Source organism: Vibrio pelagius, from assembly GCF_024347575.1.
GTDB lineage: Bacteria > Pseudomonadota > Gammaproteobacteria > Enterobacterales > Vibrionaceae > Vibrio > Vibrio pelagius.
Genome location: NZ_AP025503.1, coordinates 372,418 through 390,063, shown reverse-complemented (window position 1 = coordinate 390,063; position 17,646 = coordinate 372,418). Strand labels below are relative to the sequence as shown.

General features: G+C 44.7%; 14 protein-coding genes. All 14 read right to left on the bottom strand.

Annotated elements, in window-relative coordinates; all coding sequences use genetic code 11:
• Positions 1-8: 8 nt before the first annotated feature.
• Positions 9-821: a carbon-nitrogen hydrolase family protein gene (locus tag vsple_RS01780; RefSeq protein ID WP_261882512.1), complete on the bottom strand. Its 813-nt coding sequence runs from the start codon at positions 819-821 to the stop codon at positions 9-11.
• Between the two features lie 58 nt (positions 822-879).
• Positions 880-4,755 (bottom strand): YhdP family protein, encoded by a 3,876-nt coding sequence (locus vsple_RS01775; protein ID WP_261882511.1) that lies wholly within the window; start codon positions 4,753-4,755, stop codon positions 880-882.
• Positions 4,756-4,765: 10 nt separating this feature from the next.
• Complete coding sequence (gene rng / locus vsple_RS01770) at positions 4,766-6,235, bottom strand: ribonuclease G (RefSeq protein WP_261882510.1); 1,470 nt, start codon at positions 6,233-6,235, stop codon at positions 4,766-4,768.
• A 21-nt stretch (positions 6,236-6,256) separates the two neighbouring features.
• The gene (locus vsple_RS01765) at positions 6,257-6,865 is read right to left on the bottom strand and encodes a Maf family protein (RefSeq protein ID WP_261882509.1); all 609 of its coding nucleotides are present in this window, start codon (positions 6,863-6,865) and stop codon (positions 6,257-6,259) included.
• 6 nt (positions 6,866-6,871) lie between these two features.
• On the bottom strand, positions 6,872-7,360 hold the full coding sequence (gene mreD / locus vsple_RS01760) for a rod shape-determining protein MreD (RefSeq protein WP_261882508.1): 489 nt from the start codon (positions 7,358-7,360) through the stop codon (positions 6,872-6,874).
• Entirely contained in the window at positions 7,350-8,237 is an 888-nt protein-coding gene (gene mreC, locus vsple_RS01755) for a rod shape-determining protein MreC (protein WP_261882507.1), read from the bottom strand. The genes mreD and mreC overlap by 11 nt, the downstream gene beginning before the upstream one ends.
• Before the next feature lie 92 nt (positions 8,238-8,329).
• A complete protein-coding gene (locus vsple_RS01750; RefSeq protein WP_004740843.1) occupies positions 8,330-9,373 on the bottom strand; it encodes a rod shape-determining protein in 1,044 nt (347 codons plus the stop codon).
• A 224-nt stretch (positions 9,374-9,597) separates the two neighbouring features.
• Positions 9,598-14,172 carry a DUF6701 domain-containing protein gene (locus vsple_RS01745; protein ID WP_261882506.1) on the bottom strand — a complete coding sequence of 1,525 codons (4,575 nt, stop codon included), beginning with the start codon at positions 14,170-14,172 and terminating at the stop codon, positions 9,598-9,600.
• Positions 14,165-14,590: an MSHA biogenesis protein MshP gene (locus vsple_RS01740; protein ID WP_261883105.1), complete on the bottom strand. Its 426-nt coding sequence runs from the start codon at positions 14,588-14,590 to the stop codon at positions 14,165-14,167. Before vsple_RS01740 ends, vsple_RS01745 begins: the two co-directional genes overlap by 8 nt.
• On the bottom strand, positions 14,562-15,317 hold the full coding sequence (locus vsple_RS01735; protein WP_261883104.1) for a PilW family protein: 756 nt from the start codon (positions 15,315-15,317) through the stop codon (positions 14,562-14,564). Before vsple_RS01735 ends, vsple_RS01740 begins: the two co-directional genes overlap by 29 nt.
• A 29-nt stretch (positions 15,318-15,346) precedes the next feature.
• Positions 15,347-15,916 (bottom strand): prepilin-type N-terminal cleavage/methylation domain-containing protein, encoded by a 570-nt coding sequence (locus tag vsple_RS01730; RefSeq protein WP_261882505.1) that lies wholly within the window; start codon positions 15,914-15,916, stop codon positions 15,347-15,349.
• Entirely contained in the window at positions 15,906-16,412 is a 507-nt protein-coding gene (locus vsple_RS01725; RefSeq protein ID WP_261882504.1) for a pilus assembly FimT family protein, read from the bottom strand. The genes vsple_RS01730 and vsple_RS01725 overlap by 11 nt, the downstream gene beginning before the upstream one ends.
• A 144-nt stretch (positions 16,413-16,556) precedes the next feature.
• Positions 16,557-17,006, bottom strand: a complete 450-nt coding sequence (locus vsple_RS21940) for a type II secretion system protein (protein ID WP_276540051.1) — start codon at positions 17,004-17,006, stop codon at positions 16,557-16,559.
• Positions 17,007-17,038: 32 nt separating this feature from the next.
• Positions 17,039-17,614 (bottom strand): prepilin-type N-terminal cleavage/methylation domain-containing protein, encoded by a 576-nt coding sequence (locus tag vsple_RS01715; protein ID WP_255231557.1) that lies wholly within the window; start codon positions 17,612-17,614, stop codon positions 17,039-17,041.
• Positions 17,615-17,646 lie beyond the last annotated feature (32 nt).

The following is a 17,646-nucleotide window of genomic DNA, read 5'->3' as shown; positions in this document are numbered from 1 at the left end:
ATTTGTAATTAAAATTGGTGTGTAAATCGAGAGTGTTGAACGATCGGCATATTCTTTCTGATAGGCTCACATCGGGTCGTATCCAGTTCGACAACCATACTTTCCGGCTCTTGGCCAAGTTGAGCAACCACTCTCCCCCACGGGTCTATGACCATGGAGTGTCCCCAGGTCTCTCGCTGACAAGAGTGCTTACCTCCTTGCCCAACTGCGACGACCCAAGATTGTGTTTCTATAGCGCGGCAGCGCAATAACGCTTCCCAGTGCGCTTCGCCTGTCACCGCGGTAAAAGCAGCCGGCACTAACATAATTTGTGCACCCTGATTTCTTAGTTCAGAGTAGAGATGCGGAAAACGGACATCATAGCAAATACTCAAGCCTAAGTGACCGAAAGGTGTTTCCGCAGTGACTACACGATCGCCCGGCGTAAAAATGTCGGACTCTCGATAACACTTGTGCGAATCGGCGACATCAACGTCGAACATGTGTAACTTGTCGTAATGAGCAACTACAGAGCCAAAGTCATCAATCACAACAGATGTAGTCGTAACTCCAGCTTCCGTTTTGATAGGCATACTGCCGATAACAATCCACATACGGTGCTGCTTAGCTAAGTCACACACCTGCGTTTGTAATGGCCCATCACCCAGAGGCTCTGCGTGTTGATGGTAGTCTTGCTTGCTACCAAACACTAACGCATTTTCAGGGCAGATGACCCACTTGGCACCGTGTGCTTTACACTTGATGATCTCTTGAGCAAGAAAACGTAAATTCTCGCTCGGGCTCGGCCCTGACGTCATCTGAATCAAGCCAACACTATCCATGTGTTTTACTCCTATTTCTTCTCTATCTAGCCAAGACTTCTCATCGCTATCAGCGACTTTACTTAGCCATGTCTCTCAGCTTTTCTGGCAGCTTAAACTCACCTTTACTCCGCGACAACTCACTCACCGTCGGTGAATCAAGCGGCCCTTTCACCGAATAATTCACTTGGGTAAATACCTCAACCACCGGAGAAATTACTGTGGTAATCGCAAGCACATAGAGCGCGGTTTGTGGTGTTACGGCAAATGCGGTCAGAACCGGAATACCCGATGTAATATCTGGGGTGAAGTTCACCTCAGCATCGACTAGGCGACTATTGAGGTTAGCGATGCCTTTGATCTTCATCTCACCCGCTACCGCATCCATTGTCAGGTCGTTGGTTAGGAATATCCCGTTTTGGAACTCACCCGTACCGGTAATACTGTTGAACGCCATGCCTTTGTCGAAGACATCGGAAAAGTCGAGCTGCATTTTGCGAATGATAGAGTCCAGACTGAACAGTCCAAGTAGTCGCGCTGCACCGCTAACATCCGAGATCATCCCCTTACCCAGCTCGGTCTCTACTTTACCATCCAGTGTGTCTACCTTGATACCCCAAGGTGAACCGTCCCATTCAAGCTGAGCTTGCATTGCAAACGGGGCTTTTTGGATGCCTGAGGTAATACCAAAACGCTCCATTAGCTCACTATTGTTCTCGCCTTCCACATCAATATTCAGTGCCGAATGGCTCTTTGTATCACTCAGCGCCCACCAGCCGCTAAGATCTGCAGTGTTGCTACCACTGCGGACTTGGACTTTATTCCACTCAATACGGTCGCCTTTGCGCTGTAGCTCAACATCCACTTTGCCGACTTTGTAGCCCTGCAACCAAAAATCTTTGATCATTAATGTCACATTTGGCATTGCGTCATGAATTTTTCTATCGAGTTCCGAGATCAACGGAGCGTCTTCATCCATGATCTGTAAGAGCTGCTCTTCACTCTTCTTCTCGCTCCAATCCGGTACAAATAGGTGTACGCGATCTAAAGAAACCGTTAAGTCATAAGGCGCTAAATAGTTGATATCACCTTCTATTTCCTGGCTAGAAACCTGCATCTGCCACGCGAGTTTGTTTTTACGAGCGCTAAATTCGACATCATTCCAAGCAATTCCACCAAGAGTCAGCTCTTTGCTCTCTAGTGTGACTCTGGTTGGCGCTGGAATTGTCGGTGTATTCATCTGGCTAAGCACCGCCGTTGATGGTTTAACCGGCTCCATTGCCACTTCTAACCAGTCATCAAGGTTAAACTCATCAATACGGATTAATGCATGATGCCCTACCACTGGGCTGATCTTAAAACCACCTCGCCCAAGTACTAAATTAGTCGCCTTAAGTACTGGGACTTCTCCAGTAATATCAATTTCGGTTTGGTATTTAGTATTTGGCAACTGCAGACGAGCTGTGATCGACTCTTGATTGCCTGATGCCTGTAGCCGAGCTGTGCCTTTTTCAAAAGTCCGCTTTTCCAATGGGTACGGATAATCACTCGCCAAATAAGTTAAATCTGAATTTAAGTCTAGTTGATAAGTGAAGCCTATGTCGTTGAGTTGTATATCGATATTGGATTGCCACGGTGCATGTCCAGACAAACGGCTCAGCCACTGCTTTCCGATATAAGGTTCAAGCGGTTTGACGTCCCAATCCCCTATCACATCAATACCGACCACATAACCAGGGCCATCATTTTGCCCTGTGAAATCAACAGAGATCCCCTGAGTGAGCAACTCAGCAGATAAACCAGTCGCGGTCACGACATCATTATCAAATTCAATACGACCCGTCGTATTTTCCAGCACCATTGGCGGCGCTTCAATCTGAACATGGTTACCTTTTAGGTCGGCATAGCCCCAAGCTCTTGGCTCACGGCTGTTATCAAACGGAATATCAAGTTGAAATTCGGAATAAACATCGCCCTTGACCTGCAGCGCCGTTAACGCAGCACCGACCGAGTCCACCAGCGGAGACGCCGTCATATAATCACGGACGGCATTACCTGTCGCCGCTGCTTTAGCTTCAATCTCGATATGACCACCTTCCCCCAGATAGGGAATGCGCCCTGTAATACGATCAGCAGTAACATCCATCAATTGCGCAGAGCGTGAGTCAAGATGCATCGCGTCGTTTTCAAACAGTAGATCGAGTTGTAAATCCGTGATCAATGGCCATGCGGTATCGAAACTGAAGGTCACATCCTCAAGCCCAACCCAGATCTGAAAGATTCCGTCGTTATTTGCATAAGGGAATTGTTCCAGATCACCATGCCAGAGTAGTTTGACAGAGCTTGAACGACCCGCCTGAATAGCAGTCGATAGATAGTCGGTAAGATCTTGCCCTAACGCTAAAGTGGGTAGATAACGCCAAGTTTCACCGACGTTGTATGCGTCCGCCTCGCCATAAAATGAAAGATATGGGCTGGCATTATTCGGAAAATCAAGACGAAACGCACCAAGCACCTGCAAGTCGGGGGTTGCAGCTGTCACTTTGTCTGACCACAATCTCCAACCGCTCTCATCTTGCTGCCAAATAATATCGACTTGCCCCTGCTTAATGTTGAGCGGGGCTTGAAATACCTCTCCATATGGAAAGACATCATCAATCACATGGATACTGGCTTTGGCTTCAGTTGTGGAACCCGACACAGAACCTGACACCTGACTAAAACCAGGTAACAGTTCCCACTGCTCCATAGCCAATTCAGAGAATTTTGCGGAGTAACGTAAGCTCTCGATATCGCTTGCCATCGAAACACGAATGTCTTCAACCCGCCCCCCCGGAGATAGCTTATCAACCAGCTCGTTAGTACTTTCAGTATCTGGAAGAAGTTTAATCAATGGGGTAAGCGCGGCGATATCCAGCTCCGAGACATTCAATTGCCAAGGACCTTTCTGCCAACTGAATACAACGTCGAACTCAGGCCAAACGTGATCATCAGTACGCAGATTAAGTGAGTGGCCATTTACTTGCCACCCCATATCAGTAGGTGTGAGCTTGAAGGTTCCAGACTCAATCATCAGCTCGTGATAACCGTCTTCATTCCAAGCCAATTCAGAAGGAAGCACCTCAACGTAAGCGTCAACAGGCTTACTGTTTTTTAGCGTTAACCAGCTGTTTAGGCTGACATTTCCTGCCTCAATTCCAGACTCGGCTTGCATATAACGCGTCAACCAAGGTTTTACTGAAACATTTTCAGCACTGGCATAAAACTGCCCCGTCACATCCGTTAGTGAGCCGCCATCAATAAAGTTAGCACTTACTGACAAGGAGTTAAGGTTCGCATCTTTAATACTGACAACCCCCTCAGCAAGGTGGTGCTTGCCAGAGTTCTGCCACTTAAGGATTTCGATATCGAGTTGACGCTCTTCATCAGAAACGGTGCGATAAAGCAGTGAGGAGTCCTTAGCCGTGACATCGACCAAGGTTTTTAAGAGAAGATTATCAAGCTCTTTAATCACTCGTCCAGACGAATCTGTTCTCTGCTTGTTAGCATCATCACTATTACGAGCAGCGAACAGATCAATAGAGCGAATGTCGAGATACATCCCGTTCATCACCAAGTCAGCAACCACTGGGCGCATTTGCAGCGCCGATTGAACCAGGTCGAACTCAACCTCAACAGTGTCAACCGAGAAAGTGACGTCTTCAGCTTGTGCAAGATTGGCATGAACGCCTTTCAATGCAATCGAAGGGTGAGTATTACGCCAAAAGCCACTCACATCTTGAATAGAGAATTCAAAACCTGAATGTTGATTTACCCACTGTTCAATCTCAGATTGGTATTTATTCAGGTTAGGGAGTGCAACACGTAAAGTGGTTACTGCAATGGCAAGTGCCACAAGCAAAGTAACCACTAACCATAAACATGCACGAAGCAGCTGAGTAACACTAGAGCTCACAAAGTATCCATTACATCATAACAACGTCAAACTGCTCTTGAATATACAAAGGCTCAGCTTGAATTTTAACTTGTTTACCAATGAAGACTTCAAGCTCAGCCAGTGCATGAGACTCTTCACCCTCAAGGGCTTCGGCTACCGCAGGGGCAGCGTAAACCACGAATTTATCCGCATCGTAGGCGCGATTCACTCGAGTGATTTCACGCAGAATCTCGTAACACACTGTCTCCACCGTTTTCACACTGCCACGCCCTTCACAAGCAGGACAGCTCGAACAGAGGATATGCTCAATGCTTTCACGTGTGCGTTTACGCGTCATTTCAACCAGACCTAACTGAGTGAAGCCATTGATATTGGTTTTGACGCGATCTTTATCCAGTGCCGACTCTAGTGAAGTAAGTACACGCTTACGGTGCTCTTCAGACAGCATGTCGATGAAGTCGATAATGATAATGCCACCAAGGTTACGCAGGCGCAGTTGACGTGCAATCGCTTGAGTTGCTTCGACGTTGGTATTGAAAATCGTCTCTTCAAGATTGCGACGACCGACAAAAGCCCCCGTGTTGATGTCTACCGTGGTCATGGCTTCCGTTTGGTCGATAATCAGGTAACCACCAGATTTGAGCTCAACCTTACGGTCCAACGAGCGCTGAATCTCGTTCTCGGTATCGTACATATCGAAAATCGGCTTGTCGCCCTCATACAGCTCTAACTTACTCGTTAGCTCTGGTACGTACTCCGAAGTAAACTCTTTCAGGTTTTCAAACTCTTGGCGTGAGTCGACTTGAATCTTGCTGAGTTCAGTACCCACAAAATCGCGTAGGATACGTTGACTCAGGCACAGCTCGCCATATAAGCGAGTGCGCGCTTTATGCTTACCACGACGCTCTAAGACCTTTAACCACAAACGCTTTAGGAATGCAGCATCTTGCTCAAGCTCATGAACATCAGCTCCCTCTGCAGCGGTACGGATAATAAAGCCACCGTGTTCATCACAGTAACGAGAAACCACTTTCTTAAGACGATTACGCTCTGATTCACTATCAATACGCTGAGATACACCTACATGGCTTGCACCAGGCATAAAGACAAGATAACGAGAAGGAAGAGTAATGTCGGTGGTTAGACGTGCACCTTTAGTGCCGAGCGGGTCTTTAACGACCTGCACAACGATGTCTTGTCCTTGACGAACAAGCTCTGAAATATCACGAACCTGAAATTGCTTTTTCTCATTCTCCGCCACACACTCCGTGTGAGGAACAATATCTGAAGCGTGCAAAAACGCCGCTTTTTCAAGACCAATATCGACAAATGCTGCCTGCATACCTGGAAGAACGCGACTGACACGTCCTTTGTAGATGTTTCCTACAATGCCACGACGAGCATCTCTTTCAATATGGATCTCTTGAAGAGCTCCCCCTTCAATCATAGCCACACGAGTTTCACTCGGGGTCACGTTCAGCAACAATTCAGCACTCATGGTGCACCTCAGATTAGTAAATTATAAGAACTCTTGCAGTAGCTGGTCCGTTTCAAATAAAGGTAAGCCGACAACGGCGTAATAACTACCTTCGATTCGAGTGACAAAACGTCCACCCAAACCTTGGATTCCATAGCTACCGGCTTTATCGCATGGCTCCCCTGTTTGCCAGTATTTTTCTATTTCTTGTTCACTGAGGGGTTTGAACCATACGTCGGTAATTACGATTTCTGTTTTTTGTTTGTCTGCAGAAACCACAGACACTGCGGTCATCACTTGATGACGTTGGTCAGACAGCTGAGTGAGCATTCGCTTACAGTCAGCTAAATCGCTTGGTTTCTCTAGCACCTGCCCTTGGCTCACAACCACGGTATCTGACCCTAAGACCACAATATTATTTGAACCTAGAGAGATAAGGCTATCTGATTTAGCCTCTTGCTCCGCGATCAAGTCCAAAGCAGCTTTGGCTTTATCAAGCGACAGTCTTTTAACATACGCTTGGGCATCTTCATTCGGCTGTTGTTGCTCTTCAATATCGGTGACGAGAACAGAAAACTCGTAACCCAATTGTGTCAGCAGTTCTTTACGACGTGGCGAGCCAGATGCCAAAACGAGTGATAACTGTTCCATATTCCTTTACCTCACGTGCCAATGGCGACGCACGCGACGCATCAACAAAAACATCCAAGGCCAAAGTATACAGTTAATCAATGCGCTCCATAGCGATAATGGATTAAAAACAACGTCTTGAATCAAATATTCACCAAAGAAGATCAATACTTCAAACAAAACGGTCAATGCCGCCATGATCATCGCTTGTTGCCAAAGCGCCATGTTACGAATCACAAGGAAATTCATGGCAATAATGTATATCACAATCGAGAGCATCATGCCGCGAATGCCGAGTGTGGAACCGATCAACAAGTCCCAAAGCAGACCGAGAATCAGAGCGCTCCCTACATTAACACGGTGTGGCAGTGCCAATACCCAGTAGCAGGTTACCAGCAGCAACCACGATGGGCGAAATAGGTCTAAGCTACCTGGCCACGGGATCGTTTGAAGTATCAGGGCAATCAGAAGCGAGCAAGCGATCACTAACTTACTTCTTAATACGCTATTGGCCATTGTCACCCTCTAACATGGTTTGTTCTATATTAGTCTGATCTGCTTGCATACGCTTGTTTTCATCAGGCCAAATCAATAGCAGATAACGAAGTTTATCAAACTCAACCACAGGTTCTGCTTTGATTACCGCAAACTCACGTTTCGGATCGTAATCGACCGACGACACGTAAGCCACTGGGTAACCTTCTGGATAAACGCCACCCAAGCCAGATGTCACGAGCATGTCTTCTGGCTGGATATCAGTACTGGTTGGGATATGCTGAAGTTCGATCTCATCGATGTTGCCGTTACCTGATGCAATCACTCGAATGTCATTACGGATCACCTGCACCGGAATCGCGTTGTTGGCGTCCGTAAGCAGTAAAACGCGACTATTGTGCGCAGCAACAAAGGTGACTTGCCCTACAATACCTTTCTCATTGATCACCGGCTGCCCTTCATAAACACCATCGATCTGGCCTTTATCGATCACCACTTGATGGCGATACGGCGAGGTATCAACCGCCATGACTTCTGTGACTACCTTCTTCTCGTCACGAATAAAAGGCGAGCCTAAAAGCTTACGTAGGCGTTTATTCTCTTCTTGATACTGCTCGAGCAGGATAAGTTCACTTTTGAGGTGAAGCACTTCACGCTTGAGTGAACGACTTGATTCGATCAGGCCTTTACGCGTATTAAAACGCTCATAAACACCGTCAAACATGGTTCGAGGCAGGTTAGCCGCGTACTGAATTGGCGCTACCATGCTGTTCAATAGATAGCGAACATTTGAGAAAGCATCTAAACGACTATCAGCCAGCATAAGGCTGGCTGATATAATTACAGCAAAAAATAGGCGCAATTGTAGAGAGGGACCTCTACCAAAAATTGGCTTCATTCTATGTTGGTCCTAGGGCTACATTTGATCCTTTAGACAAAGTCCTAGGCTCTCAGCTGGTATAAGAGGCGAAAGAGCCTAACACTCAATGATTACTCTTCGCTGAACAGATCGCCGCCATGCATGTCGATCATCTCTAGGGCTTTACCACCACCCAGAGCAACACACGTTAGTGGCTCTTCTGCAACAACAACAGGAATACCTGTTTCTTCGGTTAGCAGGCGGTCAAGGTCTTTAAGTAGTGCACCACCACCAGTCAGAACCATACCGTTTTCTGAGATATCTGAAGCAAGCTCAGGTGGGCACTGTTCAAGTGCAACCATTACCGCTGAAACAATACCAGACAGTGGCTCTTGTAGTGCTTCCAGGATCTCATTTGAGTTCAAGCTAAAGCTACGTGGCACACCTTCAGCAAGGTTACGACCGCGTACTTCAATCTCTTCAACTTCATCACCAGGGTACGCTGAACCGATCTCATGTTTGATCTTCTCTGCCGTTGCTTCACCAATCAAGCTGCCGTAGTTACGACGAACATAGTTGATGATCGCTTCATCAAAACGGTCGCCGCCGATGCGTACTGAAGATGAGTAAACCACACCGTTTAGTGAGATAACCGCAACTTCTGTTGTACCACCACCGATATCAACAACCATCGAACCTGTTGGCTCTGAAACACGTAGACCAGCACCGATTGCAGCCGCCATTGGCTCATCGATTAAGTAAACCTCACGCGCACCCGCACCTAATGCAGATTCACGGATTGCACGACGCTCAACTTGGGTAGAACCACAAGGAACACAAACAAGAACGCGAGGGCTTGGCTTAAGAACGCTGTTGTCATGCACTTGCTTGATGAAGTGCTGCAGCATTTTTTCTGTCACGTAGAAGTCTGCAATTACGCCATCTTTCATTGGGCGAATCGCTGAAATATTACCAGGCGTACGGCCTAGCATCTGTTTTGCTGCGTGACCAACAGCAGCAACACTCTTTGCAGAACCCACACGATCTTGGCGAATAGCTACAACAGAAGGCTCATCAAGAACGATGCCTTGGCCTTTTACATAAATAAGGGTATTGGCAGTACCTAAGTCAATCGATAGGTCGTTTGAAAACATGCCACGAAGTTTTTTAAACATATTCTTCGCTCATCCTGCAAGAATTAGAAGACAAAAATTGCACTAAATGTACCAATGCCTTGCTGTAACGGCAAGGCATTGACGTATAAACATGGGCTGAAACCCGCATTTTCTTACAGATTCCTAACTTAGCGCGCGAAAATTATATTATCGCTGACCTGTAAGGCCACTCTCCCCTCGGTAGATCACGCGATCGTTAACGAATATAGGCACTCGCTGTTCAATTAGTTTTGTTCATTCCACCAAATTACACGATCATTACCGCGGTAGATACCAAACTGCGCTCCCCCCGAAACAGTACCTGCACCATTTAAATCCTCAATAAGCCAAGGAGTAGCATGGGCATTTAAGTCAATTTCAGTATCAATCGAACCAGCTTCACCAGCGCCCGGAGCAGAAAACTCAATCCATGATTCACCATTTACAACTTGAGCACTCAGTAAGCTTGCCTTCACCTCTGGAGGGTTTGGTATCCCCGATGTCACTACGGTGTAATCATCTGAGGTCAAATCAAAGCGATTGATAGAAACTAAGTCTGTACACGAATCAAGTAAGTTAGTCGTAAAGCGTCCATTTTCAAAATGTTGAACTTCAACACGCTGTCGAATAGGCGAAACTTCTGGGCCATAAGTATCATGAATAAGTAACCGCCCCCATCGCAATTCCATCTCCTCATCAATATCTGAAAACGAATACGAGAGGCAATCACTGAAAGAATTACTATCCGAAGTCTTAACACACACATTATCTGAATCGATTAAATCACTTGCCGCAAGGTGCAAACTAAAATCGGCAACAAACGGTGATATAGCGGGCTCAGTTTTCTCATAACGGATCAACTCAGCATCACTTAAATAGATACGGCCAGATGCAAACTCTGACATCGTGCCTCCGTCACCTTCAAATACTATGTTCCGGCTATTAGAATCTATGTAGTTGCGGCCGGCCCATGGCGTCGAGTAATTCCACCAGTTTTTATGATAGTAATTCTTAGTTTCATCTCCTTGCACTGATCTAGGCTCTAAATAGAGTTCAGGCGATTGAACATAGGTAAAGCTTTGACCGATATAACTAAACTTCGAGACAGGATTATCATCGTTCGAGCAAAACGCATCCAAATTGGGTGATATGCTTGAGTCAGAAACCGTGAAATATGCAGGGTAAAAACGTCCAATATTGGCGCTTGTCGCAGGCGCTATAGTATGAAAGTTGCTGCCTAGGTAAGTTTCTGGAGGCGTAACCTTGATTGAAAACACGCCCACTTCGGAGATAGTTGCAGAAGTAACTTTCGTCTCTCCCGGAGAAAGCAAGACACTTTCTGGAGTCGTGATAGGTTCATCACTGTTATCAAATAAAGCAAGCTCTCCTACCTCTCTCCCATTAGGAGCGACAAGTAGATGCTCAAATCCAATACTATCACTGTAGTTTGGTGTTGTGATTTCACTTCGATTTAGACTTGCGTCAGATCCGCTGACTGCTGTTACCTCGATATTAAATCGCTCTCCCGCTTTAGCAAAAGTTGAGCAACTCAAGTTAGCACTCGCACAGGCCCCCGATTGATTGGCACTATTTTTGGCAGTTACGATAAGCCGCTGCGGGAAACTAACAAACTGTCCATCGCCTTTAACAACAAGGCCCTCATCATCCTCACCAGACTGGCCAGTATATTTGACATTTAATTGAAGTTTACCCGCATCTGGGTAATCCAATTGCAGTTGAGCTTCACCGTTAGAATTGAACTGTACGTTAATAGGAGCCGATGTAGATTCCGTATTACCTATTTCCGTACCTGCAATTTCAATTTTGGGAGAGCCAACTATATCACTCGCCATTGGTGACTCGTAGGTACTCCAAAAAGCGATGCTTTTACTTTCATTGGCAAAGCCCGGACCACAATTCCCACCAGCTTTAAGCGTTGCAGTGGTAGGCAAATTGGCAATTTTATCATTAACTACAAGATCAAAACCGCTGCTGGTGAATTCTAATTCACAATTATTAGCGCTAAATCCTGAGCCTGCCTTACTACACAAAGTTTCAGAAAACGGCTTGGTGGTTGGCGAAGAGCCCGTCACCCCTAAAGTGACGCTACCTATTTGTTTTTTTCGTATGTCAAAGCTCGCGCTTCCGCCGCTGAAGGTAACGACATTTCCACCAATCCATCCGCCGTCATCTAGAGTCGCTGGAGTAAGGTGAGCGGTCACCGAACCAGTATATCTCGAACTACATGTTGCATCTAAGCAAGCTTCAACCAATACACTTTCCGCATTACAAGTGAGTTCTTGTCCAGAGTGCGTCAGTCTAAAGTGATCAATTTGATCTTCGATAGGGCGTGAGTCTAACGCACAAACTTGGAAGTTATCAATTTCATGGATGTTTGTTGAACCACCCGTTGAACCTGTAATCGAGAGCAAGAAATCTTGTGGGATATCAGATTGGCTGTATTGGTTATCAAGTACATTGATAGGTTCTACAATAGTGCTCCAGCTACCACTACCCAGTTTCCGAAATATCTCAACATTGGATTCCCCACTATTGCGTGAATCGACAACGATTTTATAACGATGGGTGTCCCCACTATTGTTGTTGTCCACTTCAGGATCTAAACAACTACCACTTGTATTCGTCTTACCGTCATTACACGCACCGGCTAGGTACTCATAGCCTGTTTCATTCGTACCTGAACCTCTTAAAGCCACACTTTGCCGACGCCTTCCAGGTTTATCGCCTGTGCCTCCCTCATTAGAATAATTACCATACTCATCAATACCGATACCTAACCAGCCACCAGCAAACCCCGGCTCTCCAGATTTAAAGCCATAGCCCAGTGGACCACCAAAGGCTCCAGGTTTAGGTGTTACAGTCGCATCAGATAGGACTATCGCAATACCGTCTGCACCATTCCCACCATAAGCAAAGTGATCAAACTCGATCTCGACTAAGTTGTTTGCAGCAGGGAACAGGCGCTGATAACTAGAAGCGGTAGATTGATTACGACCCGCTTCTGTAAACCGCAGTCGATTACTCACAATATCTGGTGTAAAAGAGCCTTTACTTCGTGAAGTAACCCATAGATTAGAAAGGTTGCCACTATTGAAATCATCGGTAAAACATTGAAGAACAGGTGTGTCGGAACACTGATGCCTTTGAGCCATCAAATCTTCGATTTCGCTCTTGGAAAGTGCTTTTTCAAAAAGTTGAATCTCATCAATGAAGCCATCAAACGCCCTACCCGAGTAGTTTTGGTCTTGGCCAATCTGAAGCGGATCGTTATTCGTTACTATATCTTCAACATCTTCAAGTTTTCCTTCACTGCTAGCATCAATAAATAGTCTTGCCACTTCAGTGTTTTGGTTATAGCGAACAGTGATAAAACTCCAATGATTCAAAGGTAGTGAGTTTTTACTCGTTATTGATTTTTGACCATCTTCATCTTCCCACCACCAAAACACTTTTCCTTGCGAGTTAATATGAAACTCATAATTGGTGTCTTTAGATAAAATAGTATGCAGGCCAGAGCTCGGGTAACTCCCAGGACGGACCCAAGCTGATATGGTGAAGGAACCATTCATATCTAAAAGATCATGGTCTGCAACTTCAACATATTGATTTTGTTGATTGTCAAAAACACCGTAACCGCAAGTACCTAGGGAATCGATGCTAGGTAAAGCTGAGTTATTTGATGCAGGTGCAGTCGTTGCACCGTTTTTTGCAACGCCGTGTAATCCGTTTCCGGAACTATCAATCACTTCATTAGTAATACCACTCCAGCTTGATTCATCAAAATGGTAAAGTGCAGCAGGTTCAGGAGGACTTCCACTACCGCAAGCATCCTCAGGTACCGTTATATATAAACATATGCCATCGACAGATGCCTCATCATTGAAGTACACGACACCATTATTACTATCCCCAAAAGAGGTGACATCTCCGGTAATATGCGTCGTTCCACTTAACGTAATACCATTCCATGTATTAACTAAATTACCGTTAATCGTGGTATCAATAACTTCAATCTTTCCTTGAGCACTTAAATCACCAAAGCCTCCGCTTGAGTCCTCAATGGTAATAGTACCGTACTGTGTCGTCACATCGCCTTCAACATTTGAGTTCTCAACCCGAACACCATTTTGAGCATAAATATCACCAACTCCACCGTCTACATCTATTAGTGTGACTGTTTGGTATGTTGTTGTAACATCCCCTTCAATCGTTGAGTTCTCTGCCCGAACACCATTTTGAGAATATATGTCGCCAACTCCTCCTGATACATTAGTTAACGAGACAATGTCGTTTCTTGTTGTTACATTTCCATCTACATTGGCGCCATCCATCCAGACACCATTGTGAGAAAAGACATCCCCGATGCTTCCCGTCGAACCATTGACACTGACATAACCATAATCAGTAGTGAGTGTTCCGTTGATATCACTGTTATCGATATCTATGTAGTTTTGTGAACGAACATCTCCAGATAGAATTACATGGTCTAGATTTGTTTCATAATAGGAGTAAATGTCACCTTCAAGACCGAGTTTCTTGTTCGATTGTCCTTGTATATTGTTGCTGCCACGTAAGACAAAGCCACCAGTTGCGACTAAGGTTGATGTTGTTGATGGGTAGAGGTTATCGCCTGCAGAGAGCTCTACGACACCACTGCACTTGTATACTTTATGAGCTGGAAACGTGTATGGAACAGAGCATGGAGGTAGCTTCCGTATTGCGGAACCTACATAATAGTCTTGGCTAAATGCTGTCGAAACATTGAAAACTAGACAAAACAATAATACCAACCTAATCATCACGAAGCCCTACCCGAATTACTCTTTGTAATGTCCATTGCCCAACGGTACATTGCCCGGTCGAAACTAACTGGCGAACTACAGCACCAGTATCCATTACGCCGATCCCATTACACATTACGGTTACAGAACATTGATCCAGGCCATCACCATTATAGTTGATTGTTTGAGGGGCACCTAAATGGCAACTTCCTGTGTTATCTGTTTGATAAAATCGACTAATTTCAATTTGGGCACCAGATCTTGCTGCCATTTCAGCCCTTGCTCCAATGACTGAAGCAAGAAGTTGAGCGCTATCTCGCTCTTGATTTCGATTGGCAACAAATCCGACCAATCCTATAACTACAACAAGCATAAATATAACCAATATCAGTCCGCTACCTTGCTGTTTACGGCGTGTTGTAGACAAGCGCATCATCATCAAACCTTATAACCTCACCATTGTTTGCAAGCATCAACTCTATTTTAACTAAGCCATTTCTTTGCAGCTGAGCTTCTTGTGCTACAAAATTTGCATCTATTAGGCTATCAACTAACGCAACACCTGAGCCTAATGTAGTATCTCCGGGCTCTAAGGTTCTGTTCATATCATAAGCTTCATATCGCAGCAGTTCATCTCCCACGATACAAAATGCAACAGGTTGAGAATAAATATAAAATCGATTCGCGGGAGAGTTATTGCCAAACGTCGTTGACGAAGTAAATTCAATATCGATCATTGTGGAAGATATAGAAGGTGAGAAATCGATGTCATTCTCTAATATCGCGACTTGGTTGTCATTGAGAGCAATATTATCTCTAAGTTGGAAATTAGAAGTAGGGTATACCGTTATACGGTCACCTTTATCACCGGCATCGATAAAAGGTAGAGCTCTCAAAATATTACTTGGAGAAGTAGTTGGTAAATTAGTATAGATGCCGCTATTCACAATTGGAAAGAATTCAACACAACTTCCACTTAAGTTGGTTACGACACTATTTGGTACAGCTTCACGAAGCTCACGTCGCAATCTCTCAGTAGCAAAACGACCTTGTTGAATTAATAAACTTCGAGCTTCAACATCAGAATAAAGTACAAGAGACTGACGAATAACTTCCCCAGAAAATAATCCAACGATGCCTAATAAAATAATAGACACCACCATCTCTATTAGAGTAAAGCCTCGAATCTTAATCAAAAGTTACCTCTAATCGCTGAAATTGGATAATCTTGACCTTGACGGTCAGTAATTACGATATTTATACGCTTATAATGCGTAGCAGTTGCGGAGGCCTGCCCTAACATTATTCCAGAATCATCTACTTCGTAAAAAACTTCAATGTTGATTCTGTAATCCGTATAGCCAGCATTTATTCCTTGAAGATCCTCATCAAGGACATCGGTAACTAACCCAGTCAATCCATTAAAATCATCAACATCATTAAAAGCTGACTTATCAGAAAAATCTTCACCATCATCAGGACCTAAATCTTCCGGTAAAGTGCACGATTCTGCATCATCTACTAACTTTGGGATACAGTTAGGTAAACCACCATTAGGACCTGATTTATGATCAAAATTACGACCTAATATTTCATCCATAACGGCACGCCCTAGCTCAGCTGCTTTCACTGCAGCTGCCTGATCGGCACTTTGCTTGCCCAGAGGAAACAAGGAGGCAGTCACACCAGTGATAGCGATGGCAAGAATAGTAATCACGATAACCATTTCAATTAGAGTGAAGCCTTTGAATTTAGCAATCATGAATTCCCCCTTGCGTATTAATACAAACCGAGAATGACAAACCAGATTTAGGTTGAGCGGTCAATGTACATTGGCCGATGCTGGTATCACATTGCCTTGGGCGGCCCATGCTATCAAAGTCGATAAACTGGGAGCCATCAGCTGATGTCAAAAAGATAGTTGCATCATAATTCGCAATATTAACAAAACTGCTGTCGGATTGATTTAGAGTAGATAAGCATTTCGCATCTTCATCTTCATCTTCATCTTCATCTTCAGATACTTGACCAGCTTGGTTTTGAACGATACCCCACCGGTTGCAAAGCCCATTCCGATGCATTGCTCGTAACTGGGTTAAACGAAGAGAAGAAATCAGCTCACTTTTGATCAAGTCGCTGTTAAAAGAACTTGCACCAAAGTAACGACTGGAAGCATAGGTAGATAGAATTGCCAGTAAAATAACAACCGTTATCAGCTCGACTAAGGTAAAGCCATAACTTGGGAGACTTCTCTTCATCACAAACCTCTCACTACGGTGTGACTTCAACTATACAAGATATTGATAGGTAAAATGATATCTCTACCTATGGTTTTAACAGTAATGTGTGGTAGATAGAAAAAAGGCCAGCAGGTGCTGGCCTCTACATATACAACAGCTATATTAATCGCAGTTAGTTAACTGGATTGTTGGCTCAGCATTGCTAGCAGCTGCTGCTAAATACTCTACATAACACTCTTGGTTTGAATTTGAGAAACCATATCCAACTCCGCCGCTAACAGGAGAGTTTACTAACTTCCAGTCGGTTGATAATCCAGATACTACGGCTTGTAACGCTGTAGATGTTGCAGCAGGATAACCGAAAACAATGTCAACATCTGTACCATTAATATTGATAGCTTTACTTGTGCTTTTTTCAACACCTTCAATTGCAGCTTTGCCGTATACGATTCCTGATGCACCTGCAATCGCACCTCGTAAGCCTTCTACTGATGCACGCTTCGCATCATCTTGCAGGTTTAGGAAACGTGGTGCTGCCGTTACAGCAAGAATACCTAGGATAACAATTACTACCACTAATTCGATTAGGGTGAAACCGCCTTGTTTTTTCATAGTTTGACTCTCTCTATGTTTATAATGCAGGGTTACTGCAACGTTACGGTCACACGACCAGTTTTGATTTCATAAACAAACTGATGCCCAGTATTACCTTCAAGTTGAACGTAAGTACAGGTCGCATCATTTGTATTCGCTTCCGCTGAGTACTTGTAGTTGCTGTCGCTAGCTACATTATCTACATCCCCTACTTTTGGCGGGTTTTGCAGAAGATTGTCCATCAGCTCTGAACAAATTTCGTTGGTTAGACTCTGTGGAAATGAGGTGGAATTCTCATTGAGTGCCCAAGGGTAGCCGTCACGAAAATCAGTATCGACGTTGCTACTGTTCTTCGATCTCGTCAACCAAAAATCAACACCATCATAGTTTACAGTATTGTATGTTTCATTCCCAATTTTTGCTGTTGGGCGAGCTTCAGCTTCCCACTGAGCGCGAGCCGACAACACTGCCGTCGCAAAGCCACCAGCGACACCTTCAATACTCGACTTTTTCGCTTCGTCAGTCACATCTAGAAATTTAGGTAGTGCTGCCACAGCCAACAAACCAACCACAACAATCACAATCACTAATTCAACAAGGGAGAAACCCTTTTGATTTTTAAGCATTTTCTACCTTCTCATCTCATTGCTTATGCGCA

What these genes read in the sequence shown, in the direction of transcription:
- vsple_RS01745 (WP_261882506.1), bottom strand. Translation starts at nt 14,172, where the DNA reads ATGATTAGGTTGGTATTATTGTTTTGTCTAGTTTTCAATGTTTCGACA.
- mreC (WP_261882507.1), bottom strand. Translation starts at nt 8,237, where the DNA reads ATGAAGCCAATTTTTGGTAGAGGTCCCTCTCTACAATTGCGCCTATTT.
- vsple_RS01730 (WP_261882505.1), bottom strand. Translation starts at nt 15,916, where the DNA reads ATGATTGCTAAATTCAAAGGCTTCACTCTAATTGAAATGGTTATCGTG.
- vsple_RS01725 (WP_261882504.1), bottom strand. Translation starts at nt 16,412, where the DNA reads ATGAAGAGAAGTCTCCCAAGTTATGGCTTTACCTTAGTCGAGCTGATA.
- vsple_RS01735 (WP_261883104.1), bottom strand. Translation starts at nt 15,317, where the DNA reads ATGGTGGTGTCTATTATTTTATTAGGCATCGTTGGATTATTTTCTGGG.
- vsple_RS01780 (WP_261882512.1), bottom strand. Translation starts at nt 821, where the DNA reads ATGGATAGTGTTGGCTTGATTCAGATGACGTCAGGGCCGAGCCCGAGC.
- rng (WP_261882510.1), bottom strand. Translation starts at nt 6,235, where the DNA reads ATGAGTGCTGAATTGTTGCTGAACGTGACCCCGAGTGAAACTCGTGTG.
- mreD (WP_261882508.1), bottom strand. Translation starts at nt 7,360, where the DNA reads ATGGCCAATAGCGTATTAAGAAGTAAGTTAGTGATCGCTTGCTCGCTT.
- vsple_RS01765 (WP_261882509.1), bottom strand. Translation starts at nt 6,865, where the DNA reads ATGGAACAGTTATCACTCGTTTTGGCATCTGGCTCGCCACGTCGTAAA.
- vsple_RS01715 (WP_255231557.1), bottom strand. Translation starts at nt 17,614, where the DNA reads ATGCTTAAAAATCAAAAGGGTTTCTCCCTTGTTGAATTAGTGATTGTG.
- vsple_RS01750 (WP_004740843.1), bottom strand. Translation starts at nt 9,373, where the DNA reads ATGTTTAAAAAACTTCGTGGCATGTTTTCAAACGACCTATCGATTGAC.
- vsple_RS01740 (WP_261883105.1), bottom strand. Translation starts at nt 14,590, where the DNA reads ATGATGCGCTTGTCTACAACACGCCGTAAACAGCAAGGTAGCGGACTG.
- vsple_RS21940 (WP_276540051.1), bottom strand. Translation starts at nt 17,006, where the DNA reads ATGAAAAAACAAGGCGGTTTCACCCTAATCGAATTAGTGGTAGTAATT.